Source organism: Tepidamorphus gemmatus (genome assembly GCF_004346195.1).
GTDB lineage: Bacteria > Pseudomonadota > Alphaproteobacteria > Rhizobiales > Tepidamorphaceae > Tepidamorphus > Tepidamorphus gemmatus.
The window spans coordinates 247,760-269,702 of the sequence record NZ_SMAK01000004.1 but is presented as its reverse complement, the minus strand read 5'-3'; the positions used below and the strand labels follow the sequence as shown (position 1 = coordinate 269,702).

The following is a 21,943-nucleotide window of genomic DNA, read 5'->3' as shown; positions in this document are numbered from 1 at the left end:
ATCGGATCGCCAGCGACACGATGTTGGCCGGCCCCGCGCCGATCGGCGCGCTCCGCCGACGCAACGGGAGGCTTCGGTGCGGATCAGGCGTCGTTCAGCATCCGCGCCGCATCGATCGCGAAGTAGGTGAGGACGCCGTCCGCCCCCGCCCGCTTGAAGGCGGCCAGCGTCTCCATCATGCAGCGGTCGCGGTCCATCCAGCCGCGTTCACCCGCCGCGCAGATCATCGCGTACTCCCCCGACACCTGGTAGGCGAAGGTCGGCATCGCGAACCGGTCCTTGAGTCGGCGCAGGATGTCCAGATAGGGCAATCCCGGTTTCACCATGATCATGTCGGCCCCTTCGGCGATGTCGAGCTCGGCCTCGCGCAGCGCCTCGTCGGAATTGGCGAAATCCATCTGGTAGGTGCGCTTGTCGCCCACCAGCGTCGCCGACGAGCCGATCGCATCGCGGAACGGCCCGTAGAACGAGGAGGCGTACTTGGCCGAATAGGCCATGATCTGGGTGTCGATCATCCCCTCGGCTTCCAGCGCGGCGCGGATCGCCCCGACGCGTCCGTCCATCATGTCTGACGGGGCGATGACGTCGGCGCCGGCGCGCGCCTGCACCAGCGACTGCTGAACAAGTACCTCGACCGTTGCGTCGTTGAGGATCCGGCCGTCCTCGAGCAATCCGTCATGGCCGTGGCTGGTATAGGGGTCGAGGGCGACGTCGGTGATGATCCCGATCTCCGGCACGCTGTCCTTGATCGCCTTGCAGGCCCGGCAGACGAGGTTGTCGGAATTGAGCGCCTGCGAACCTTTCGCATCGCGCAGCGCCGGGTCGGTATAGGGAAACAGCGCGATCGCCGGAATGCCGAGACCGGCTGCCTCCGCCGCGGCCCGCACCGCTTCGTCGACGGAATGGCGCACGACTCCCGGCATCGTGGCGACGGGCTCGCGTACGCCCTTTCCGGCGACGAGGAAGATCGGCCAGATCAGATCATCGGGTGTCACCACCGTCTCGCGGACCAGCCGGCGCGCCCAGTCGGCCCGGCGGTTCCTGCGGGGGCGGATCGGCCGCACCATGCCCGCCGAGCGCGGCCTGGCGAAGGTGCCGCCTCCGCTTGCCGGCGATTCCTCGCGTCTAGCCATGCCGTTGCCGCTCCTGCCCGGTTGTCTGGAACCATTCTCAACACGAACTCTAGCACGCCCCCTGCGGCTGCTCAAAACCGCCGTCGGTTGACGCCTGATGCCGCCCCCGCTATCCGGTCGTCACGCCCGGTGCGCCGGCGCCGGCAGATTGCAACCGCTTGCAACCGCGAGGACGCCGATCGATGGCTGAGGATGCCGAGATCCTGTTCGAGGTGCGCGGACGTGCCGGCATCGTCACGCTCAACCGGCCCAAGGCACTCAACGCCCTGACCCTAGGCATGGTGCGCCAGCTGCATCCGCAGCTCGTGGCCTGGGCCAATGATGCGGCGATCGACCGTGTGGTGATCCGTGCTGCCGGCGAGAAGGCGTTCTGTGCGGGCGGCGACATCCGTCAACTGCACGACTGGGGCCGCGCCGGTGACAGCCGTGCCCTGGACTTCTATCGCGAGGAATACCGTCTCAACGCCTACATCAAGCGCTATCCCAAGCCCTATGTCGCGCTGATTGACGGCATCGTCATGGGTGGCGGGGTCGGCGTCTCTGTCCATGGCAGCCACCGGGTCGTCGGCGGGCGCACCATCTTCGCCATGCCGGAGACCGGCATCGGGCTGTTCCCGGACGTTGGCGGTACATGGTTCCTGCCGCGGTTGCCGGGAAGCCTCGGGACATATCTGGCCCTCACTGGCGCGCGCCTCGGCCGCGCCGAGGCGGCATGGGCGGGCATTGCCACCTTGGCGGCCGACAGCGACGCCTTCCCCGACATTCTCGCCGCACTTTGCGGTCCCGGCGACACCCACACGCTGCTGGCGCCGTTCGCCGTGCCGTCCGAAGCGGCCCCGGTGCGCACGCTGATGCCTGTTATCGACCGGTGCTTCTCGGCGGACTCGGTGGAAGAGGTACTGGAGCGGCTGGACCGGGAGCAGGGGGACCACGCCGACTGGGCCCGGAAGACCATCGCCACGATGCGGACCAAATCCCCCGTCAGCCAGAAGATCGCGTTGCGCCAGATGCGGCTCGGAGCCCGATCTTCGTTCGAGGAATGCATGCGGATCGAATTCCGGATCGTGTCCCGCATCCTGACCGGACATGAGTTCTTTGAGGGCGTGAGAGCCCTGATCATCGACAAGGACAACCAGCCGCGTTGGCAGCCCGACCGTCTCGAGGACGTGTCGGACGCCGAGGTCGATGCCTATTTCGCGCCGCTCGACGAGGAACTTGATCTCGGGCGGCTGGATGTCGTCGGGACGGACGGATAACGCGATGCCGCTGCAGTTCGCCAAGGCCGCGCCCGTCGCTCCGGCGATCCTGCTGTGGTATCTGCGCGCGCTGGCGCTGTTCTACTTCCTCAGCGGCCTTGTCAACTGGGCCAGGATCCTCGGCGCGATCGGCCCGGGTTTTGCCGGCCAGCCAGCGCACGTGCAGATCGCGACGGTCTATTTTGCCCTGCTGCAGGTGGTTGCGGCCGTCGGTCTGTGGTGCGGCGCGGCATGGGGCGTTGCGGCCTGGCTGTTCTCCTCGGTCGCTGAACTCGTCATGCATGTCGGTTTTTCCGACCTGTTCGGGTCGGCTTGGCTGACGGTCACCTTTCATGTCACGACAATCCTGATCTACGTCGGACTGGCGTGGTGGACCGGGACCCCGGAGAATACCGGACAGATACTTAGGCTTCCGTCCGAATGAAGGCGAGAGAGGGAAGTAATATAGAAGTATATCATGAGTCTATATCTGATGGGGTATAGATGTGACATACGGCGCGCGCTGGGCGTCCACATATTCATAGGGTAAATGGATCGGAAATATGGATTTTTGAACAAAATTAATCCTGCCTTTTAAGCCGATCTTAGGCCACACCGGCTAGGCTTCCTCTCAACCTGGGGAACACCGCAGGACAAACGGAGAGGCAGTCAGATGAATGTAGCCGTCGCGAAGCACGCGAGTCCGGGGCCGGAGAACGGCTCCGATGAGCTGAAGTCCCGATATCTCGAGGCATTGACCCTGGTCGAACGCCTGCATCGGCGCCTGCTCGACGTCATCAAGGACGAGTTCGACCGGCAGGGGCGGGCGGACGTCAACAGCGTTCAGGCGCTGCTGTTGTTCAACATTGGCGATTCCGAATTGACGGCGGGGGAACTGCGTACGCGCGGCTATTACCTCGGATCGAATGTCTCCTACAACCTCAAGAAGTTGGTCGAGGGCGGCTACGTGCATCACCAGCGCTCGACGGTGGACCGCCGGTCGGTACGCATCAGCCTCACCAAGAAGGGCCAGGAGGTGCACGACGTGGTCAAGCATCTCTACGAGCGTCATCTCAAGTCGATTGAGAAGGTGGGTGGTCTGGGCAGCGACGATTTCGAGCGCCTCAACCGCTCGCTGCAGAAGCTTGAGCGATTCTGGACCGATCAGATCCTCTATCGGCTCTGAACCGCGCATCCTTTCCGGCTCTCCGGCGGACAAAGTTGCGTGACTGCCTTATTGCGGTCACGAAGCGTTGTTGTTCGTTAACCGTCGCGGTGTTAGAGACCACGACCGATGCGGCGCACCGGCGAGTGCGCCGCGCGCCCGTTGGACTGGGTGAACGATTGGGTTGGTTGAACGATCGCGGGCAGATCATGACGATCAGGAGCGTCTCGGGAATTGCTCTCTGCGCGGTGCTCTTTGCCGCGCCGGCGATGGCGCAGTCTTCGGGCAGCGGGTCGTGGTTCGGGTTGCTGCGTGCCTCGGCATCTGGCCAGGTAGCCCAATCCGTATCGGCGCGCGATCAGGATCCCTCCATCATCACCTTCGACGCCCGCAGCGCGGAATGGAGCGACCGCTTCGATCCGTCCTCGCAGACGCTGAGCTTCACCTTTGATACCCGCCAGCCGACGCTGAGCGCGCTGACCGCCGACAACATCCAGCGTGCGATCGACGTCTACATGGGCATCGCCGCACGGGGCGGATGGGGCACGGTGCCCGACGGGCCTGTGCTGCGCGTCGGACTGTCGCACAAGAACGTCGCGGCGCTTCGCCAGCGCCTGATTGCCAGTGGCGATCTGTCGGCCAATGCCGGCGTGTCGAACACCTTCGACACCTATGTCGAGGCCGCCGTTCGCCGTTTCCAGATGCGGCATGGCCTGGTTCCCGATGGCCTGGTCCATGACCAGACCCTGGTCGAGCTCAACGTGCCGGTCGAGGTACGCATCGAGCAACTGCGCACCAACCTGGTGCGGGTCCGCTCGATGTCGGGCGATCTCGGTGAGCGCTACGTGATGGTCAACATCCCCGCGGCCGAGGTCGAGGCGGTCGAGAACGGCGTGGTCGCGTCGCGCCACACCGCCGTCGTCGGCCGCGAGGACCGGCAGTCGCCGCTGCTGGCCAAGAAGATCCAGTATATCAGCTTCAATCCATTCTGGACGGTGCCGAAGAGCATCATCCAGAAGGATATCATACCGAAGATGCGCGAGGATCCGACCTATCTCCAGCGTTACAAGATCCGCATCTTCACCTGGCGTGGAGAGGAGATCGATCCGGCGAATGTGGACTGGAACTCCAATGAGGCGGTCGACTACATGCTGAAGCAGGATCCGGGCGATCAGAACTCGCTCGGTTCGATCCGGATCAATTTCCCCAACGAGCATGCGGTTTATCTGCACGACACGCCGCAGCAGACCCTGTTCGGACAGAACGCCCGGTTCCATTCCTCCGGCTGCGTGCGCGTGCAGAATGTGCGCCAGCTCGTCGACTGGCTGTTGCAGCCGAACGGCGACTGGTCGCGCGCCAAGATCGACACGGTTGTGCGCAGTGGCGAGACGCTCGACGTGACCCTCAAGCGTCAGACGCCGATCTACTTTGCCTACATCACCGCCTGGGCGACCTCCGACGGCGTTGTCCACTTCCGCCCGGACGTCTACAACCGGGACGGCTTGGGCGTTCCGCTGGCGGCATCCAGCATCTGAGGCGGTACGGGCGCCGGATGGGCGAGGCGTTCGGAACCCGCGGCGGCGTGGAACCTCGACCCGGCGAGATCTACATCGAGTTCAGCCACCACGGAACGCAGCTCCGCGCCGTGGCGGTGGATGCCGGGACGGGCGTCGAGGTGACCGTCTTCGGACCGGCCAGTGTCTCCCGCCATGATCTCGCCCGGATTGCCGTGCGCAAGCTCGAGCGGCGGCTGGCCGGCATGTCGGCCGATTGACCTCGGGTCGGACGCCCGCATCCCCGGCGGTTGGCCAGGTCGGACAGCTGTGCTATGGCGTCGCCGCTGCCGGACGTCGACTGGCTGGTGTCCGGCAGGCTACGATCCTAGCCCTTACCACCTGGAAGTCCGCGCCAATGTCGGTGACCGAACCGTCCACTTTCGAGTCCGCGAGCGCATTCTTCGAATCGCCGCTGTCCGCCGCCGATCCCGAGGTCATGCAGGCCGTTACGGGCGAACTCGGCCGTCAGCGCGACGAGATCGAGCTGATCGCCTCGGAAAACATCGTCTCGCGCGCGGTGCTCGAGGCGCAGGGCACGGTCCTGACCAACAAGTACGCCGAGGGTTATCCGGGGCGCCGTTACTATGGCGGTTGCCAATTCGTCGACGTCGTCGAAACGCTCGCCATCGACCGCGCCAAGCGGCTGTTCGGCTGCGCCTTCGCGAATGTCCAGCCGCATTCGGGTTCGCAGGCCAACCAGGCCGTGTTCATGGCACTGGCCGCGCCGGGCGACACCATTCTCGGCCTCAGCCTGTCGGCCGGGGGTCACCTCACCCATGGCTCTCCGGTGAACATGTCGGGCAAATGGTTCGAGGCGGTCCATTACACCGTCCGCCGCGACGATCACCGGATAGACATGGATGAGGTCGCCGCGCTCGCCCGCGAGCACAAGCCGAAGATCATCATTGCCGGCGGCTCGGCCTATCCGCGCATCATCGACTTCGCCGCCTTCCGACGGATCGCGGACGAAGTCGGCGCCAAGCTGATGGTCGACATGGCGCATTTCGCCGGCCTCGTCGCCGCGGGTGTGCATCCGAGCCCGTTCCCGCATGCCCATGTGGTCACCACGACCACGCACAAGACGCTGCGCGGCCCGCGCGGTGGCATGGTTCTGACCAACGACGAGGAGATTGCGAAGAAGGTCAATTCGGCCGTGTTCCCCGGCCTGCAGGGCGGTCCGCTGATGCATGTGATTGCCGCCAAGGCGGTCGCCTTCGGCGAAGCGCTTCGCCCGGAATTCAAGCTCTACGCCCAGCAGGTCGTCGCCAATGCCAAGGTGCTGGCTGACCGGCTGAAGCAGGCCGGGTTCGATATCGTTTCGGGTGGTACCGACACCCACCTGATGCTTGTCGACCTGCGCCCCAAGAACCTCAACGGCAAGCAGAGCGAGGCTGCGCTGGGACGCGCGCACATCACCTGCAACAAGAACGGGGTCCCGTTCGATCCGGAGAGGCCGACGATCACGTCCGGCATTCGTCTCGGCAGCCCGGCCGGCACGACGCGCGGCTTCGGCGTTGCCGAGTTCCAGGAGATCGGCGACATGATCGTCGAGGTGCTGGAGGGGCTGCGCGCTGCCAACAGCGACGAGGGCAATGCCGCGGTGGAGGCCGCCGTCCGCGACCGGGCGCTGGCGCTCTGCCGTCGATTCCCGATCTACGGCCGCTGATGCCGGCCATGCGGCCGGGAGCGGGGGAGGGGGGCGATGCGCTGTCCCTACTGCGGTAGTCTCGCGACCCAGGTGAAGGATTCCCGACCGACCGAGGACAGCGCCGCGATCCGACGCCGCCGCGTCTGTCCCGATTGCGGCGGCCGGTTCACCACCTTCGAGCGTGTCCAGCTGCGCGAACTGGTGGTGGTCAAGCGCACCGGCAGACGCGTGCCATTCGACCGCGACAAGCTGATGCGCTCGGTGCAGATCGCCCTGCGCAAGCGGCCCGTCGATACCGACCGGGTCGAACGGCTGGTTTCGGGCATTGTCCGGCGGCTTGAAAGCATGGGCGAGAGCGAGATCCCGTCCGAGACGATCGGCCGGTTGGTGATGGAGGGGCTGCGGTCGCTGGATGACGTCGCCTATGTCCGCTTCGCCTCCGTCTACCGTAATTTCACCGAGGCCAAGGATTTCGAGGAGTTCCTCGACGCGCTGTCCGGCCCGCGCGAAGCCTCCGAGGACACCGCCTCCGACTGAAGGCGCTGGAGCTTCATGCACGTTACGCCGACCGCGCGCCCGGACATCGACGCCGCCTTCATGGCCGCGGCGATTCGCCTGGGCACCCGCGAACTCGGCCGCACCTGGCCCAATCCAGCCGTCGGCGCGCTGATCGTGGCTGATCGCGGTGCGGGACCGGTGGTCGTCGGCCGCGGCTGGACGAGGCCGGGGGGGCGGCCGCATGCCGAGGTCCTGGCGCTGGCCGAAGCAGGCGACCTGGCGCGCGGCGCCACCTGCTACGTGTCGCTGGAGCCGTGCTCGCATCATGGCCGGACCCCGCCCTGTGCCGAGGCGCTGGTGGCGGCGGGCATTGCCCGCGTCGTCTCGCCGCTCGACGACCCCGATCCGCGCGTGGCCGGACGGGGCCATGCGCGGCTGCGCGAGGCGGGTATCGCCGTCGAGGTGGGGCCGATGGCGGCCGAGGCTCGCCGGGTTCATGACGGCCACATCATGCGCATCCTGCGCGACCGCCCCCGGGTGACGCTGAAGCTCGCCGTCAGCGCCGATGGAATGATCGCGGGCGCCGGTGGGGCACCGGTCGCTATCACCGGCGCGCCGGCGCGGGCCGTCGCGCACATGCTGCGGGCACGTCACGACGCCATCCTGGTCGGCATCGGCACGGTGCTCGCTGATGATCCTGCATTGACATGCCGGCTGCCGGGGATGGAGGATCGCAGTCCGGTCCGTGTCGTTCTCGACGGCGGTTTGAGGCTGCCCCGATCCGCCGCGCTGCTGCGCCGTCCCGCCCCCGCACCGGTATGGGTGGTCGCGGCGGCCGACGCCGATCCGCACCGGCGGGTGGAACTGGAATCGCTCGGCGCGAACGTCCTGTCCGCGCCGCGTGGATCGGATGGGCATCTCGATCCCGCGGCTGTACTTGAACTGCTCGCCGCCCAGGGCATCACGAGGGTGCTCGTCGAGGGCGGCGCAACGGTCGCGGCAAGCCTCGTTGCGGCCGATCTCGTTGACGAGGCGATGCTGTTCCACGGCCCCGGTGTGATCGGATCGCATGGGCTCCCTGCCGGATCGGCCCTTGCCGCCATTGCCGGCAGCGGGGCATACAGGCGCGAGGATCGCCGCAGGCTCGGCGAGGACGTTCTGGACAGCTTTGCGCGGCTGGGGTGAGGCAGTGTTCACCGGACTGATCAGCGATATCGGCGAGGTGGTCTCGGTAACGCCAGGTTCGGCCGGCACTCGCGCGGTGATTGCTTGCCGCTATCCCCTCGAAAGCATCGCCATTGGCGCGTCGATCGCCTGTGGTGGGCCGTGTCTGACGGTCGTCGCGGTACATCCGCTCGAGGATGGTCGTACCGCCATGTCGTTCGACGTGTCCCGCGAAACGCTGCAGCGGACGACGCTCGGCGCATGGCAGCCGGGAACGCGCGTCAATCTCGAGCGTTCGCTGCGCCAGGGCGATGAACTGGGCGGGCACATGGTGACCGGCCATGTCGACGGCGTTGCCGAGATCGTCACGCGCCACAACCACGGAGATTGCGCCGCCTTTGCGCTCGAGGCGCCCGAGCCGCTGCATCGCTTCATCGCCGAGAAGGGGTCGGTCGCGCTCGACGGCACGTCGCTGACGGTCAACCGCGTGCACGGCCGCCGGTTCGAGGTGATGCTGATCCCGCACAGTCTTGCTGCGACAACCTGGGGCGAGCGCCGCGCCGGCGACCGCGTGAACCTCGAAGTCGATCTGATGGCGCGCTACGTCGCCCGTCTGAAGGAGACCGAACCGCAATGACCACGGCGCGGCCGAAGATCCTGATCATCGAAGCGGCGTTCTATCCGGACATCGCCGAGGAGCTCCGCGAGGGCGCGATGGCCGCGCTCGATGCCGCCGGGGCTGCGGTGGCCCGTGTCACCGTTCCTGGCGTCCTGGAAATACCGGCGGCGCTCGCCATGGCGATCGACGTCGGCGAGCGCAATCCCTCCCGAGCTTTCGACGGCTACGTGCTGCTCGGCTGCGTGATCCGCGGCGAGACCAGCCACTATGACATCGTCGCCGGGGAATCCGCGCGCGCCGTGATGGATCTGTCGGTCAGACACCTGCTGGCGCTCGGTAATGGCATTCTCACCGTGGAGAACGGAGAGCAGGCGCATGTGCGTGCGCGGCTCGACCGGAAAGACAAGGGCGGGGCGGCGGCGCGCGCCGCGCTCGCGATGATTGCGACGAAACGGCAGCTTTCCGGAGAAGCGAATTGACCGCCGCCCGCAAGCCCGACGCTCCCCGACGGGATGCGCGCAGTTCCGGTGCCGGAAAGGCCAACCGCCGCGGTGCCTCGCGCCTGGCCGCTGTCCAGGCGCTGTACCAGATGGACGTCGCCGGCACCGACCTGCTGGCGACCATCGCCGAGTTCGAGCAGCACCGTCTCGGCTCGGAGATCGAGGGTGACCGGCTGATCGACGCCGACGTCGGCTTCTTCCGCGATCTGCTCGGGGGCGTGGTCAGGTTGCAGCGCCGGATCGACACCGAAGTCGATCAGAGCCTCGAAGGCGGCTGGCCGTTGAGACGGCTGGACATGACGCTCAGGGCGATCCTGCGGGCAGGCGTTTACGAACTGATCGAGCGGCGCGACGTGCCCGCCCGTGTGATCATCAGCGAGTACGTCGACATTGCCCGTGCCTTCTTCGATGAAGGCGACGAACCCGGCCTCGTGAATGCGCTGCTCGACCGCCTGGCCCGGCGCATCCGCCAGGCCGAATTCTCACCTGACGCTGCGCGATGAGCTCCCTCGACGAGCATGGGCTGATCGCGCGCCATTTCCGTCCGCTCGCGACCGCTGCGGGCGCGCACAGGCTGCTCGATGACGCCGCCTCGTATGCGCCGCCTCGGGATCTCGACCTCGTCCTGACCAAGGACGGTATCGCCGAAGGCGTGCACTTCCCCGCTGGCGAGGCGGCCGATCTCGTGGCGCGCAAGGCCCTTCGGGTCAACCTCTCCGATCTCGCCGCCAAGGGCGCCCGACCCGTCGGCTATCTTGTGCTGCTCGGCCTGCCCGACGACTGGAGCGAGGCCTGGATTGCCGGATTCGCCGCGGGTCTAGCCGCCGACCAGCACGAATACGCGGTCGAGCTTTATGGCGGCGACACCATCCGCAGCGGCAGGCTGGTCATTTCGATCACCGCCTTCGGCACCGTGCCGCCCGGCGGCATGGTCCGCCGGTCGGGGGCGCAGCCTGGCGACCGCCTCTACGTGTCGGGCACCATCGGCGACGGCGCGCTGGGGCTGCGCGCCGCAACTGGCGATCCGCACCTGCACGGTCTCGTCGGGGAGGCGGATCGCATCTTCCTGGCGGATCGCTACCGCCTGCCGCGCCCCCGCATGGCGCTCGCCGAGGCGGTTCGCCGCTTCGCGTCGGCGGCGCTCGATGTGTCGGACGGCCTCGCCGGAGACCTCGACAAGCTCTGCACGGCCTCCGGCGTCACGGCCGAGGTTGCGGCCGACCGGGTGCCGCTTTCGGCTGCCGCCGCTGCCTGTGTTGCGGCGGACCGCTCAATGCTCGACCTCTGCCTTACCGGAGGTGACGACTACGAGATCCTGGCGGCGGTGCCGTCGCGGTCGGCCCCGGACTTCGAGTCGGCCGCAATGGCTGCCGGCGTTCCGGTCAGCTGCATCGGAGACGTTCGCGCGGGAGCCGGGCCGGCACGCTTCGTTGACGTGGCCGGGCAGGAGCTGCGGCTTGTCAGCCGATCGTTCAGCCATGTGCGAACCGACGATCCGCTGCGTTGAATTGATGTTGACGCGCTACCGCCGGCGTGGCGTGTTGGCCGCTCGCCGGCGTTTCCCCCCGGGGGCCCGGGACCTGCGGAGACCGCCACCATGATCGCCGGAGCGTCTGCGTTCGACCATTCGGACGATCGCATGGCCCGGCGCAATGCGCTGGTGCTTGCGGCTGCCCAGGCGATCGGCGGCGCCTCCGCGCCGATCGTCATCTCGATGGGGGGGCTCGTCGGCTACTATCTGCTCGGTGACGACAAGTCGCTGGCAACGCTGCCGGTGACGGCATTCGTTCTCGGCGTCGCGTCGGGGACGATTCCGGCGGCAATGCTGATGCGCCGCATCGGCCGTAGGCCGGGCTTTCAGCTCGGCGCGCTGACCACGATGGTCGCCGGGGGGCTTGCGGGCTACGCGGTGATCATCGGCAGCTTCTGGCTCGTCTGCCTCGGCACGGCCTTCGCCGGGCTCGGAAATGCGTTCGTCCAGCAGTACCGCTTCGCGGCTGCCGACACGGCGACACCGGCATTTCGGCCCAAGGCGATCTCCTGGGTCCTCGCCGGCGGCGTGGTGACGGGTGTGCTCGGGCCCCAGATCGTGATCCTCACAAAGGACGCACTCGACCCGATCCCGTTCGCCGGTGCCTTCCTGACGCAGATCGTGCTTGGCCTTGCCGCGATCCTCGTGCTCGCCTTCCTGCGCATCCCGAAGCTTCCGCCCGCGCCAAAGGGAATGGGGGGGCGGCCGCTGCTGGAGATCGCACGGCAGGGCCGGTTCATCGTGGCGGTGGTCTGCGCCATCGGCAGCTACGGGCTGATGAGCCTGGTGATGACAGCCGCGCCGCTTGCCATGGTCGCCTGCGATCACACGCAGACCGAGGCGACGCTCGGCATCCAGTGGCATGTGATCGCGATGTTCGCGCCAAGTTTCTTTACTGGCGCACTGATCGTCCGCTTCGGAACGCTCAGCGTCATCGCCGCCGGGCTGGTGCTGCTGGCGGCCAGTGCCGCCATCGCGCTGAGTGGCATCACGGTGTGGCATTTCTGGATTGCGCTGGTGCTCCTCGGCATCGGCTGGAACTTCGGCTTCATAGGCGCGACCGCATTGCTGACCGAGACCTACGAGCCCGCCGAGCGGTCCAGGGTGCAGGCGATGAACGATTTCCTGGTGTTCGGTTTCCAGGCATTGGCCTCGCTGATGTCCGGCGCGATCCTGGTGACCGGCGGCTGGGAGATCATCAACGTCGCGGTGTTTCCGGTCGCGGGCGTCTGCCTGCTGTTGCTCGGCTGGCTGAAGGTGTCGCCGGATCGCGGTCCGGCGGTCTGACGCGGCGGCCGTCTTCGGTAGCGATTTGTTGCTTGCCGAAGGTTTTTCTGGCAAAGGTCGCGCCGACCACCGGTCACATTGGGGGGCGGGGGCTCCCATGGACGATATTTCGGCCGCGGCCGGGCCTCCGCTCGCGAAACGAACGACAATCAGACAAGCAGGATAGGACCCATGTCTATGGCAATTTGGGCGATTATCGCCTGCGGCGCCTTGTCCATCGTCTATGGCGTCTGGGCGATCCAGTCCGTCATGGCGGCGGATGCGGGCAATCAGCGCATGCAGGAGATCGCCGGCGCCATTCAGGAAGGCGCGCAGGCGTATCTGAGCCGGCAGTACACCACGATCGGCATCGTGGGCATCGTCATATTCGTCATCGTCGCCTGGCTGCTGTCGATCACCGTCGCCATCGGCTTCGCGATCGGCGCGATCCTGTCAGCGGCCGCCGGGTTCATCGGCATGCTGGTTTCGGTGCGTGCCAATGTCCGCACGACGCAGGCCTCCAGCCTGAGCCTGTCCGCCGGCCTTGCCATCGCCTTCCGCGCCGGCGCGGTGACCGGTCTGCTGGTTGCTGGTCTCGCGCTGCTTGGTGTCGCGGTCTACTACCTCGTGCTGACCGGCATGATGGGCTATGCACCGGGCGATCGTACGGTCGTCGACGCCCTCGTCGCTCTCGGCTTCGGCGCCTCGCTGATCTCGATCTTCGCCCGTCTGGGTGGGGGCATCTTCACCAAGGGCGCCGACGTCGGCGGCGACCTGGTCGGCAAGGTCGAGGCCGGCATCCCGGAGGACGATCCGCGCAATCCTGCCACCATCGCCGATAATGTCGGCGACAATGTAGGCGACTGCGCCGGCATGGCGGCCGACCTGTTCGAGACCTACGTAGTGACCGTCGTCGCGACAATGGTGCTGGGGGCGATCTTCTTCGCTGGCCAGGACGTGCTGCAGTCCGCACTGCTCTATCCGCTGGCGATCGGCGCAGTCTGCGTCGCCACCTCCATCATCGGTACCTTCTTCGTGCGCCTCGGCGCCAACCAGTCGATCATGGGCGCCCTCTACAAGGGGTTCATCGCCACTGGCGTCCTGTCGGCGATTGCGCTGTATCCGGTCACCGCGATGCTGCTCGGCACCGATACCGTGCTGACCGCGAGCAACGGCGTTTCGTTCACCGGACTGGATCTCTTCCTGTGCGGCCTCATCGGCCTGGTGGTCACCGCGCTCATCATCGTGGTGACCGAATACTACACCGGCACCGGCTATCGTCCGGTGAAGTCGATTGCCTCGGCCTCCGTGACCGGTCACGGCACCAACGTGATCCAGGGTCTGGCGGTGTCGATGGAAGCGACGGCGGTGCCCGCCATCATCATCATCGCAGGCATCATCATCACCTATTCGCTGGCCGGCCTGTTCGGGATCGCCATCGCGGTGACGACGATGCTGGCACTCGCGGGCATGGTGGTCGCGCTCGATGCGTTCGGACCGGTTACCGACAATGCCGGTGGCATCGCCGAGATGTCTGACCTTCCGGCCGACGTGCGCAAGACGACCGACGCGCTTGACGCGGTCGGGAACACCACCAAGGCGGTCACCAAGGGCTACGCGATCGGCTCGGCCGGTCTCGGCGCGCTGGTGCTGTTCGCGGCCTATACCGAGGATCTGAAGTACTTCATCGCCAACGCTGCCCAGTATCCCTACTTCAACGGGGTGAACCTCGACTTCTCGCTGTCCAACCCCTACGTGGTCGTCGGCCTGTTCTTTGGCGGCCTGCTGCCGTACCTGTTCGGCTCGATGGGCATGATGGCCGTCGGTCGCGCCGGCGGCGCCATCGTCGAGGAGGTCCGGCGCCAGTTCCGCGACAAGCCGGGCATCATGCAGGGCACCGAGCGGCCGGACTATGGGGCGGCGGTCGACCTGCTGACCAAGGCCGCCATCAAGGAGATGGTCATTCCCTCGCTCCTGCCGGTGCTCTCGCCGATCGTCATGTTCGTGGTGATCAATGCGATCGCCGGCAAGTCGGCCGCCTTCTCGGCCGTCGGCGCGATGCTGCTCGGCGTTATCGTCACCGGACTGTTCGTCGCCATCTCGATGACGGCAGGCGGCGGCGCCTGGGACAATGCCAAGAAGTACATCGAGGACGGCCACTACGGCGGCAAGGGCTCCGAGGCCCACAAGGCCGCGGTGACCGGTGACACGGTGGGCGACCCCTACAAGGACACTGCCGGCCCGGCCGTGAACCCGATGATCAAGATCACCAACATCGTGGCGCTGCTTCTTCTGGCGGTCCTCGCCCACTGAGGCCCGTCCAAGACGAGGATACCCCGCGGTTGCCAGCGCTGCCGCGGGGTTTTTCCTGCCCGGATGTCCGCCAGAGCGGGCGCCTTGCCCGGAGAGGAGACCGCGCCCGCCGGGACGGGCATGTGCCCTGGCGAGGATCGGTCCGGTGCCGACGGATCTTCCGGCGCGGGACCGATCAGACGTTCTCGCCGACGGCCGATGAGAAGATCTGCCGCAGGAATGTCACTTCCTCGCCCGATGTCGGCGTCTTGCGGCTGATGAAATCGACGACGCGCCCGTCTTCCAGCCCATAATTGGCGATCCGTTCGACGCGGCGGTCACGGTCGAAATACACGGCGAGAATGCGCTGCTCCGTCACCTTGGGAGCCAGAAACGCCGTCGTCTTGGTCGTCTGCGAGATGTAATAGTAGACCTCATTGCCAAAGGTCGCCGTCGTCGAGGGCGTGCCGAGCACGTAGTCGACCTGTTCCTGGCTCGATCCGACCGGGATCTGGTCGAGCTGGTCCTGGCTCAGCAGATAGCCGTGGTGCCGCTCGATGGTGAAGGTGTTACATCCGGCCAGCAGCAAACCGGCACCGATCAGCCCGATCAGCGCCCGGCGCCGCGCCAATCGCGACGGTAGATTGCACATCGCTCGATCAGGTCCCATCTCGTCCTTGTTCTGATCCGCCGCGGCGGGCACAATTACCGCCAGGGCGATTGACCTAGCTTGCGGCATCGGCAAAAGCAACCGTATCAGCACCCCGGACCGTTATCCGCGCCGGATTCCGCCTGGAAAGGAGGCCATGGATGCTCCGCAGACTGCTGGCGCGACTTCGGCCCGGCGACGACTGTGATGCGCTGTACCGATCAATCGTGGCGCAGGCGCGGCAACCGGCCTTTTACGGTGGGGACGGCGTTCCCGATACGCCGGAGGGGCGGTTCGAGCTGCTCGTTCTGCACGCCGCGCTCATCATGCGCCGATTGCGCCGCGATGGCGCCGCCGGGCGCGACCTGGCCCAGGCGCTGTTCGATCTGATGTTCCGCAACCTCGATGGCAACCTGCGGGAGATGGGCGTCTACGACCTGGTGGTGCCCAGGCGCATCCGCAGGATGGGCGAAGCATTCTATGGCCGCGCCGGCGCCTATGATGCGGGACTCGACGCCGCGGACGACGCCCTCCTTGCCGACGCGCTCGCCCGCAACCTGTATGACGGGCGCGCCGGAGCGGAACGACTGCGCGCCATGGTCGGCTATGTCCGCGACTGCGACCGGGCCCTTGCCGCCACCGGATTGGCGTCGCTGGCGGCGGGCGAGCCGGGCTGGCCGCCTGTCCCTGGAGGGTACGCATGATCATCCGCGATTATCCCGTCTCAATTCCGGTGATCCGCGACCAGGTTCCCGACAGCGGCTTGGACATCGCCTTCCGCGCCGACGCGGCCCAGTGCGCCGCCTTCGCGCGCTATCTCGGCGTGCCGAGCGTCGAGCGTGTCGAGGCCGCGCTCAAGATCGAGCCGCGAGCGAGGCGATCCCTTGCCGTGAATGGCCACGTCGCCTGCGATCTCGTGCAGACCTGCGTCGTCACCCTCGAGCCCGTCGCTGCGACGATCGACGAGGTCGTCGCGATCCGCTATGTGCCCGAGCTTGGACGGCCATCCGAAGCCGATGGGGAGGGTGCGGCAGTGGACGACGTCGAAACCGAGCCGCTCGAGGGCGGTGCGATCGATGTCGGCGCCCTGATCGCCCAGACTCTGTCGCTCGGTCTGGACCCCTATCCGCGCAGACCCGGTGTCGTGTTCGAGGCCGGTACCGGCGGGAGCGACGGGTCTGTGCCGTCCGGCGCCTTCGCCGGGCTGGCACGACTGCGTCGCGGGGATGGCGGTTCCTGAACGCTTGGCCGGTCCGAACGCGGCTGCCCGATCGTCCGGCAAGAAAGCGGTTGTATGCGATTTGCAAATCGCTATTGTCCGGGAACTTCGCGAACCTGGACCGGGCGGACGTTCCGCCGCAGGCCAACGGGTCTCAGCCGCCTTTCAGCCCGATGTCATCACCGGTGAGGATATCCATTGACGCCATGGGCGGGGATTTCGGCCCGTCCGTCGTCGTGCCGGGGTGCGCGATCGCGCGCGAGCGCTATCCGGACTGCCGGTTCGTGTTCTTCGGCGACGCCTCGGAGGTCCGCCCCCTGCTCGCGCGTCACCCAGCGCTCGAGGCGGTCGCGGAGGTGGAGCACACCGACGTCGCGGTCAGGATGGAGGACAAGCCCAGCCAGGCCCTGCGTCAGGGACGGCGACGGTCCAGCATGTGGATGGCGCTGGAGGCAGTGAAGACCGGCCGGGCGGACATGGCCGTGTCGGCCGGCAATACCGGCGCACTGATGGCGATGTCCAAGCTCTGCCTGCGGATGATGCCGGGTATCGAGCGGCCGGCGCTGGCCGCGATCTGGCCGACCCTGAGGGGCGAATCCATCGTGCTGGACGTCGGGGCGACCATCGGCGCCGATGCCGAGCAGCTGGTCAGCTTCGCGCTGATGGGCGAGGCGATGGCGCGAGCGCTCTTCTCGCTGAAGCGACCGACGGTCGGGCTGCTCAACATCGGTGTCGAGGAGGTCAAGGGCCTCGAATATGTTCGCGCCGCCGGGCAGATGCTGCGCGAGGGCGGGCTTCCGATTGCCTATGCCGGCTTCATCGAGGGCGACGACATCGGCAAGGGCACGGTGGACGTGGTCGTCACCGAAGGTTTCAGCGGAAACATTGCGCTGAAGACCGCCGAGGGCACTGCCAAGCAGATCGCGCAGTATCTGCGCGATGCCATGGGCCGCAGCCTGTTCTCGAAGATCGGCTTCCTGTTCGCAAAGGGCGCCTTCGACACGCTCAAGGAGAAGATGGATCCGCGCAAGTCCAATGGCGGCGTCTTCCTCGGCCTCAACGGGCTGGTCGTGAAGAGCCACGGCGGAACGGATGCGGAAGGTTATGCGGCGGCGGTCGCACTCGGCCATCACCTCGCCCGCAATGGACTTATGAAGAAGGTCGCCGACAGCGTCGATCACTACCAGAAGGATCGCGCGTCCGCGCAAGAACAGCACCCTGAGGTTGCCCACTCGTGAAGAAGATGCGCTCCGTGGTCCGCGGCACCGGTTCCCACCTTCCGGACCGCGTACTGACCAATGCCGAACTGTCAGGGATGGTCGACACAACCGACGAGTGGATCGTTCAGCGCACCGGGATCCGCGAGCGCCGCATCGCCGCCGAGGGCGAACGCACCTCGGATCTGGCATTCGCTGCCGCAACTGCGGCGCTTGCCGATGCCGGCCTGGAGGCGCGCGACATCGACGTGATCCTCGTGGCAACCGCCACCCCCGACTACACCTTTCCCGCTACCGCCGTCATCGTTCAGGACCGCCTCGGGCTGCATTCGGGAGCTGCGTTCGATCTGCAGGCAGTGTGCTCCGGGTTCGTCTTCGGCATCGCCAATGCCGACGCGCTGATCCGGTCCGGCCAGGCGCATCGGGTGCTGGTCATCGGCGCCGAGACGTTCTCCCGCATCCTCGACTGGGAGGACCGCACGACCTGCGTCCTGTTCGGCGACGGTGCCGGAGCCATCGTGCTCGAAGGCCAGGAGCAAGACGGTGCCAAGACCGACCGCGGCGTGCTTGCGACCCGGCTCAGGTCCGACGGTGGTCATCTGCACAAGCTCTATGTGGACGGCGGTCCATCCTCGACGCAGACGGTCGGCCATCTGAGGATGGAGGGACGCGAGGTGTTCCGCCATGCGGTGGGCCTCGTCTCCGACGTCATCGACGGGGCTCTCGCCGATGCCGGCGCGGCCGCCGTCGAGATCGACTGGTTCGTTCCGCACCAGGCCAACAAGCGGATCATCGACGCGACGGCGCGGAAGTTCGGCTGGCCGGACGAGAAGGTGGTGATCACGGTCGACCGTCACGGCAATACCTCGGCGGCGTCGATACCACTGGCGCTTGACACCGCGCGGCGTGACGGTCGCATCCGCGAGGGCGACCTGGTGATGCTGGAAGCCATGGGCGGGGGCTTCACCTGGGGGGCTGCGCTGGTGCGTTGGTAGTCGGGCGTCGAGCCGACACACCGACGGTTGACCAGGCCAGATCAACCGACTAGCGTTTTCCTATGGGCACGGCCGAGCGTGCGGCGGGTAGGCGGAGTGTGGTCCAGATGGGGGGGAAGACTGTCACGCGCGCAGATCTCTGCGAAGCGGTCTACCAGAAGGTGGGCCTGTCGCGAACCGAATCGGCCGAACTGGTCGAGCTTGTTCTTGCCGAGATCGGCGAGTGCCTGGAACGGGGCGAGACGGTGAAGCTGTCGTCGTTCGGCTCTTTCGTCGTGCGCGAGAAGGGCCAGCGGATCGGAAGGAACCCCAAGACCGGCGAAGAAGTGCCGATTGCGCCACGGCGGGTGCTGGTCTTCAAGCCGAGCGCGGTACTGAAGCAGCGCATCAACGAAGGTGCCGCCTCCTGAAGACCGCATGACTGCCGCTGCCTGAGTGCCGATGTCCGAGAAATCACCCGAAGCGTTCCGGACGATCAGCGAAGTCGCCGAGGAACTCGACCTGCCGCAGCACGTGCTGCGCTTCTGGGAAACCCGCTTCAGCCAGATCAAGCCGATGAAGCGCGGCGGCGGCCGCCGTTACTATCGGCCCGAGGATGTCAATCTGCTGCGCGGCATCCGCCATCTGCTCTATGGCGAAGGATATACCATCAAGGGTGTGCAGCGCATCCTCAAGGAACAGGGGGTGCGATATGTGATGGGCGTCTGGCTCGAGGGCGAGGCGCCCGAGGCGCACGCCGCGCCCGCAGCTAGGCTGGAGCCGGATCCCGGCGATGTCGAGGAGGCGGATCGCGCGCCGTCGGCAACCGAGCCGCAGGCTGATCCGCCCGGATTGCTTTCCGAGGCCGAATCCGTCGCTTCCGCGAGGTCGGCGCGGCCTCCTACCGAAGCTCCGTTTTCGGTCGCGAAACCCGCCGAGGCCGACATCTATGCTCCGAAGCCGCGCACGCAGCGCGTCGGCGAACCGGTGTCGATCGAGGTGGCGCCGGGAGGAGGGCTTTCGGCCGAACAGACGAGGCAGCTGAAGGCGGCCCTGTTCGAGCTTATGGAATGCAAGCGGCTCCTCGATGATGTGCGGCGTTAGGATTGGGCGGCCAGGCGGCCAAACGGGGCTTGAGGCTGCAGGAGGGACGGGATAGAAGTCGCCTGTGAATGGCGACGGAGCGTAGCGCAGCCCGGTTAGCGCACTAGTCTGGGGGACTAGGGGTCGGGAGTTCAAATCTCCCCGCTCCGACCATTCGGCCGGCTTCGCGCCAGGAACAATGCTCGAAACCGGATCGACCGAACACCTCGATGTCAATCAAGACGGCGATCATCGTCACCGGTCTGACCGTAGACACGCCTGCCGTTTGGGCGGACCGTGTCGCGGCCCTGACCGGGGCCGCCGCACCCGACGCCGTCGCATCCGCAGCGCTCGATGAGATCGCCGACCGCGCACTCGGCAGCGTCGGGCTCGCGCTTGACCGGCCGGGTCCACTCCTGGTCCAGGGATTGACGCCCGGGCAGGCGGCGCGGCTGCTCGACGAGACCGTCCGTCTGCGCTTCGCCTCTGAACTGTGTGCCCGGCTGCAATCGGCGGTCGCGCCGGCCGACAGCATCGTCGTCGGCGCCCCGGCTGCCGCGGTCCTGCCCGGGCTCTATCGCGATGCGCTGCAGCGGCTGGGCTACCGGCCGCATGTCATTCTGGTCGCTGACCCGCCGCCGGTCGTCGCTGCAGCCGTGCACAGATCATCGGGCAGGCCGGTTGCGCGGACTCTGCGGCTGTGGGCACAGCATGCCTGCAGCGTGCTCGCCGAGGCCGGCTGCTCCGCCGTGCTCGATCCGGCCGCCGACGAAATCGAACAGCGGCGCGTGCTGTCCGCCCTGATCTCCGGGGATTCTGCCGTTGTGGACGCGCCAAGCGGTTCGCTTGCGGCCGATCTGCCTGGATCACCGCGCATTGCCCCCTTGGTCAGGGATCTGTGGCATCTCATCCGACGCTGGAACGGGCTGGCGGAGGATGCCCGGGCCACCGAGGCACGGGCCCTGACACTGCGGCTCTTCGACGCGATGGTGCTCGGCGAGCATGCCGTCATCAAGCCGCCGGCCGTGTTCGCGGTGCCGGCGGCGAAGCCGGTGTGCCAGGCAGGTCCGCGGACAGTGGTCCTGCACTATCATCTGTTCAAGAATGCCGGAACATCCGTCGACGCCATGTTGCGGCATAACTTCGGCGAGGCGTGGGCCGAGCAGGAGTTCCCGGCCGCTGGCGGACGGGCTGTCGGCCGCAGCAACGCCGCAGAGGTGGCTGCCTATATCGCAGCCAATCCGCAGCTCAGGGCCCTGTCCTCCCACACCGCCCTGCTGCCGGAGCCCACCATCGAGGGAGTCGACATCTTCCCGGTCCTGTTCATCCGCCACCCGATCGACCGGCTGGCCTCGGCATATCGGTTCGAGCGTCGGCAGAACGCCGACACCTTCGGCGCGCGTCTTGCGCGGCAGACGGATTTCGCCGGCTATGTGCGCTGCCTTCTCGATCGTCCCGGTAGCGGCGTTGCCCGCAACTTCCAGGTCATGCGCCTGGCCTATGGAACGCCAGGCCCGGACGGCTCCGAATTCGAACGGGCGATCAGGACCCTCGACCGACTGCCTTTCATTGGCCTCGTCGAGGCGTTCGAGCAGTCGCTCGATGAACTCGAGCGACTCCTGGCCCCCATCCATCCCGGCTTCCGTGCCGTCGCCTACACGAAGAACGTCAGTCGCGACGGCGGAGACTCGCTGGCCGACAGGCTTGCAGCAATCGAAGCCGAGCTCGGGACCGAGCTCTATGCCCGGTTGATCGACGCCAATGCGCACGACCTCGACCTGTTCCGAATTGTAGCCGAACGCTATAAGAGGATCGCGGCGTAGCCAGCCATGGTGTTCCGCTCCTGAGGGTGGTGGTCCCGCACCGGCAACTCAATCGGCACGGAACTCCGGAAGATGTTGAGACGAATCCTACCGAAGGTCAGGCGGCTGCGACGTCCATCCAAACTTGAGGAACCGATTGCCGCGCAGCTGTTCGACACGGATTTCTACCTGGCCGCCTATCCCGACGTTGCGGCATCGGGCGAGAATCCGCTCCGCGATTATCTCGACCGCGGCTGGCAGGAAGGGCGCCAGCCCCATGCCCTGTTCGACGGCGCCTGGTATCTTGAGCGCTATCCGGACGTTCGCGCGTCCGGCATCAACCCGCTTGTGCATTACCTGACCACCGGCCACGCCGAAGCCCGTTCGCCGCA

Annotated in this window: 23 protein-coding genes, 1 tRNA gene and 1 pseudogene (1 of these 25 only partly in view); 23 read left to right on the top strand and 2 right to left on the bottom strand. The window is 66.8% G+C overall.

Features of this window, described 5'->3' with window-relative positions; translation table 11 throughout:
- Positions 1 to 83: 83 nt before the first annotated feature.
- Positions 84 to 1,133, bottom strand: a complete 1,050-nt coding sequence (gene hemB / locus EDC22_RS08730) for a porphobilinogen synthase (RefSeq protein ID WP_132806247.1) — start codon at positions 1,131 to 1,133, stop codon at positions 84 to 86.
- Positions 1,134 to 1,315: 182 nt separating this feature from the next.
- Between hemB and EDC22_RS08725 the strand changes: the two genes are divergently transcribed.
- The 14 genes and pseudogenes from EDC22_RS08725 (at position 1,316) to EDC22_RS08660 (ending at position 14,628) form a co-directional block, all read left to right on the top strand.
- Positions 1,316 to 2,389 carry an enoyl-CoA hydratase/isomerase family protein gene (locus tag EDC22_RS08725; protein ID WP_132806246.1) on the top strand — a complete coding sequence of 358 codons (1,074 nt, stop codon included), beginning with the start codon at positions 1,316 to 1,318 and terminating at the stop codon, positions 2,387 to 2,389.
- Positions 2,390 to 2,393: 4 nt separating this feature from the next.
- A complete protein-coding gene (locus EDC22_RS08720) occupies positions 2,394 to 2,813 on the top strand; it encodes a DUF6163 family protein (protein WP_132806245.1) in 420 nt (139 codons plus the stop codon).
- 228 nt (positions 2,814 to 3,041) lie between these two features.
- Entirely contained in the window at positions 3,042 to 3,554 is a 513-nt protein-coding gene (ldtR, locus tag EDC22_RS08715) for a transcriptional regulator LdtR (protein WP_132806244.1), read from the top strand.
- 188 nt (positions 3,555 to 3,742) lie between these two features.
- Positions 3,743 to 5,068 (top strand): L,D-transpeptidase family protein, encoded by a 1,326-nt coding sequence (locus EDC22_RS08710; RefSeq protein WP_245499690.1) that lies wholly within the window; start codon positions 3,743 to 3,745, stop codon positions 5,066 to 5,068.
- Positions 5,069 to 5,115: 47 nt separating this feature from the next.
- Entirely contained in the window at positions 5,116 to 5,307 is a 192-nt protein-coding gene (locus EDC22_RS08705) for a DUF6898 family protein (protein ID WP_207903732.1), read from the top strand.
- Between the two features lie 137 nt (positions 5,308 to 5,444).
- The gene (gene glyA, locus EDC22_RS08700) at positions 5,445 to 6,755 is read left to right on the top strand and encodes a serine hydroxymethyltransferase (RefSeq protein ID WP_132806242.1); all 1,311 of its coding nucleotides are present in this window, start codon (positions 5,445 to 5,447) and stop codon (positions 6,753 to 6,755) included.
- Positions 6,756 to 6,791: 36 nt separating this feature from the next.
- Positions 6,792 to 7,407: pseudogene (gene nrdR, locus EDC22_RS08695) on the top strand (transcriptional regulator NrdR).
- Entirely contained in the window at positions 7,290 to 8,420 is a 1,131-nt protein-coding gene (gene ribD, locus EDC22_RS08690) for a bifunctional diaminohydroxyphosphoribosylaminopyrimidine deaminase/5-amino-6-(5-phosphoribosylamino)uracil reductase RibD (protein WP_132806240.1), read from the top strand. The pseudogene nrdR and the gene ribD overlap by 118 nt, the downstream one beginning before the upstream one ends.
- A gap of 4 nt (positions 8,421 to 8,424) precedes the next feature.
- Positions 8,425 to 9,036 (top strand): riboflavin synthase, encoded by a 612-nt coding sequence (locus tag EDC22_RS08685; RefSeq protein WP_132806359.1) that lies wholly within the window; start codon positions 8,425 to 8,427, stop codon positions 9,034 to 9,036.
- Positions 9,033 to 9,497, top strand: coding sequence for a 6,7-dimethyl-8-ribityllumazine synthase (ribH, locus tag EDC22_RS08680; RefSeq protein WP_132806239.1), 465 nt, complete (start codon positions 9,033 to 9,035; stop codon positions 9,495 to 9,497). Before EDC22_RS08685 ends, ribH begins: the two co-directional genes overlap by 4 nt.
- A complete protein-coding gene (nusB, locus tag EDC22_RS08675; protein WP_132806238.1) occupies positions 9,494 to 10,021 on the top strand; it encodes a transcription antitermination factor NusB in 528 nt (175 codons plus the stop codon). Before ribH ends, nusB begins: the two co-directional genes overlap by 4 nt.
- Positions 10,018 to 11,025, top strand: coding sequence for a thiamine-phosphate kinase (gene thiL, locus EDC22_RS08670; RefSeq protein ID WP_132806237.1), 1,008 nt, complete (start codon positions 10,018 to 10,020; stop codon positions 11,023 to 11,025). The genes nusB and thiL overlap by 4 nt, the downstream gene beginning before the upstream one ends.
- A gap of 132 nt (positions 11,026 to 11,157) precedes the next feature.
- Entirely contained in the window at positions 11,158 to 12,336 is a 1,179-nt protein-coding gene (locus EDC22_RS08665) for an MFS transporter (protein WP_245499689.1), read from the top strand.
- A 171-nt stretch (positions 12,337 to 12,507) separates the two neighbouring features.
- Entirely contained in the window at positions 12,508 to 14,628 is a 2,121-nt protein-coding gene (locus EDC22_RS08660; protein ID WP_207903731.1) for a sodium-translocating pyrophosphatase, read from the top strand.
- A 175-nt stretch (positions 14,629 to 14,803) separates the two neighbouring features.
- Here EDC22_RS08660 and EDC22_RS08655 read toward each other — a convergent pair whose 3' ends face one another.
- A complete protein-coding gene (locus tag EDC22_RS08655) occupies positions 14,804 to 15,277 on the bottom strand; it encodes an outer membrane protein assembly factor BamE (protein WP_245499688.1) in 474 nt (157 codons plus the stop codon).
- Positions 15,278 to 15,417: 140 nt separating this feature from the next.
- On the opposite strand from EDC22_RS08655, the gene EDC22_RS08650 reads away from it, so the two are divergent.
- The 9 genes from EDC22_RS08650 to EDC22_RS08610 form a co-directional block, all read left to right on the top strand.
- A complete protein-coding gene (locus tag EDC22_RS08650) occupies positions 15,418 to 15,960 on the top strand; it encodes a ubiquinol-cytochrome C chaperone family protein (protein WP_132806235.1) in 543 nt (180 codons plus the stop codon).
- The gene (locus EDC22_RS08645) at positions 15,957 to 16,496 is read left to right on the top strand and encodes a YceD family protein (protein WP_132806234.1); all 540 of its coding nucleotides are present in this window, start codon (positions 15,957 to 15,959) and stop codon (positions 16,494 to 16,496) included. Before EDC22_RS08650 ends, EDC22_RS08645 begins: the two co-directional genes overlap by 4 nt.
- A gap of 152 nt (positions 16,497 to 16,648) precedes the next feature.
- Positions 16,649 to 17,713, top strand: a complete 1,065-nt coding sequence (gene plsX / locus EDC22_RS08640) for a phosphate acyltransferase PlsX (protein ID WP_132806233.1) — start codon at positions 16,649 to 16,651, stop codon at positions 17,711 to 17,713.
- The gene (locus EDC22_RS08635; protein WP_132806232.1) at positions 17,710 to 18,687 is read left to right on the top strand and encodes a beta-ketoacyl-ACP synthase III; all 978 of its coding nucleotides are present in this window, start codon (positions 17,710 to 17,712) and stop codon (positions 18,685 to 18,687) included. Before plsX ends, EDC22_RS08635 begins: the two co-directional genes overlap by 4 nt.
- A 107-nt stretch (positions 18,688 to 18,794) precedes the next feature.
- Positions 18,795 to 19,097 carry an integration host factor subunit alpha gene (locus EDC22_RS08630; RefSeq protein ID WP_132806231.1) on the top strand — a complete coding sequence of 101 codons (303 nt, stop codon included), beginning with the start codon at positions 18,795 to 18,797 and terminating at the stop codon, positions 19,095 to 19,097.
- Positions 19,098 to 19,128: 31 nt separating this feature from the next.
- Complete coding sequence (locus tag EDC22_RS08625; protein ID WP_132806230.1) at positions 19,129 to 19,770, top strand: MerR family transcriptional regulator; 642 nt, start codon at positions 19,129 to 19,131, stop codon at positions 19,768 to 19,770.
- Between the two features lie 75 nt (positions 19,771 to 19,845).
- Positions 19,846 to 19,923 (top strand) — tRNA-Pro (locus EDC22_RS08620).
- Positions 19,924 to 19,979: 56 nt separating this feature from the next.
- Positions 19,980 to 21,572: a sulfotransferase family 2 domain-containing protein gene (locus tag EDC22_RS08615; RefSeq protein WP_132806229.1), complete on the top strand. Its 1,593-nt coding sequence runs from the start codon at positions 19,980 to 19,982 to the stop codon at positions 21,570 to 21,572.
- A 72-nt stretch (positions 21,573 to 21,644) separates the two neighbouring features.
- Positions 21,645 to 21,943: the 5' end (the start) of a glycosyltransferase gene (locus EDC22_RS08610; protein ID WP_132806228.1), read on the top strand. 2,827 nt of this gene lie beyond the right edge of the window; the window shows 299 of its 3,126 coding nt (coding positions 1–299); its start codon is at positions 21,645 to 21,647; the stop codon falls past the right edge of the window.

Coding starts and splice junctions, on each gene's coding strand:
- hemB (WP_132806247.1), bottom strand. CDS start 1,133: ATGGCTAGACGCGAGGAATCGCCGGCAAGCGGAGGCGGCACCTTCGCC.
- EDC22_RS08725 (WP_132806246.1), top strand. CDS start 1,316: ATGGCTGAGGATGCCGAGATCCTGTTCGAGGTGCGCGGACGTGCCGGC.
- EDC22_RS08720 (WP_132806245.1), top strand. CDS start 2,394: ATGCCGCTGCAGTTCGCCAAGGCCGCGCCCGTCGCTCCGGCGATCCTG.
- ldtR (WP_132806244.1), top strand. CDS start 3,042: ATGAATGTAGCCGTCGCGAAGCACGCGAGTCCGGGGCCGGAGAACGGC.
- EDC22_RS08710 (WP_245499690.1), top strand. CDS start 3,743: ATGACGATCAGGAGCGTCTCGGGAATTGCTCTCTGCGCGGTGCTCTTT.
- glyA (WP_132806242.1), top strand. CDS start 5,445: ATGTCGGTGACCGAACCGTCCACTTTCGAGTCCGCGAGCGCATTCTTC.
- ribD (WP_132806240.1), top strand. CDS start 7,290: ATGCACGTTACGCCGACCGCGCGCCCGGACATCGACGCCGCCTTCATG.
- ribH (WP_132806239.1), top strand. CDS start 9,033: ATGACCACGGCGCGGCCGAAGATCCTGATCATCGAAGCGGCGTTCTAT.
- thiL (WP_132806237.1), top strand. CDS start 10,018: ATGAGCTCCCTCGACGAGCATGGGCTGATCGCGCGCCATTTCCGTCCG.
- EDC22_RS08665 (WP_245499689.1), top strand. CDS start 11,158: ATGGCCCGGCGCAATGCGCTGGTGCTTGCGGCTGCCCAGGCGATCGGC.
- EDC22_RS08660 (WP_207903731.1), top strand. CDS start 12,508: ATGTCTATGGCAATTTGGGCGATTATCGCCTGCGGCGCCTTGTCCATC.
- EDC22_RS08655 (WP_245499688.1), bottom strand. CDS start 15,277: ATGGGACCTGATCGAGCGATGTGCAATCTACCGTCGCGATTGGCGCGG.
- EDC22_RS08650 (WP_132806235.1), top strand. CDS start 15,418: ATGCTCCGCAGACTGCTGGCGCGACTTCGGCCCGGCGACGACTGTGAT.
- EDC22_RS08645 (WP_132806234.1), top strand. CDS start 15,957: ATGATCATCCGCGATTATCCCGTCTCAATTCCGGTGATCCGCGACCAG.
- plsX (WP_132806233.1), top strand. CDS start 16,649: ATGTCATCACCGGTGAGGATATCCATTGACGCCATGGGCGGGGATTTC.
- EDC22_RS08630 (WP_132806231.1), top strand. CDS start 18,795: ATGGGGGGGAAGACTGTCACGCGCGCAGATCTCTGCGAAGCGGTCTAC.
- EDC22_RS08625 (WP_132806230.1), top strand. CDS start 19,129: ATGTCCGAGAAATCACCCGAAGCGTTCCGGACGATCAGCGAAGTCGCC.
- EDC22_RS08615 (WP_132806229.1), top strand. CDS start 19,980: ATGTCAATCAAGACGGCGATCATCGTCACCGGTCTGACCGTAGACACG.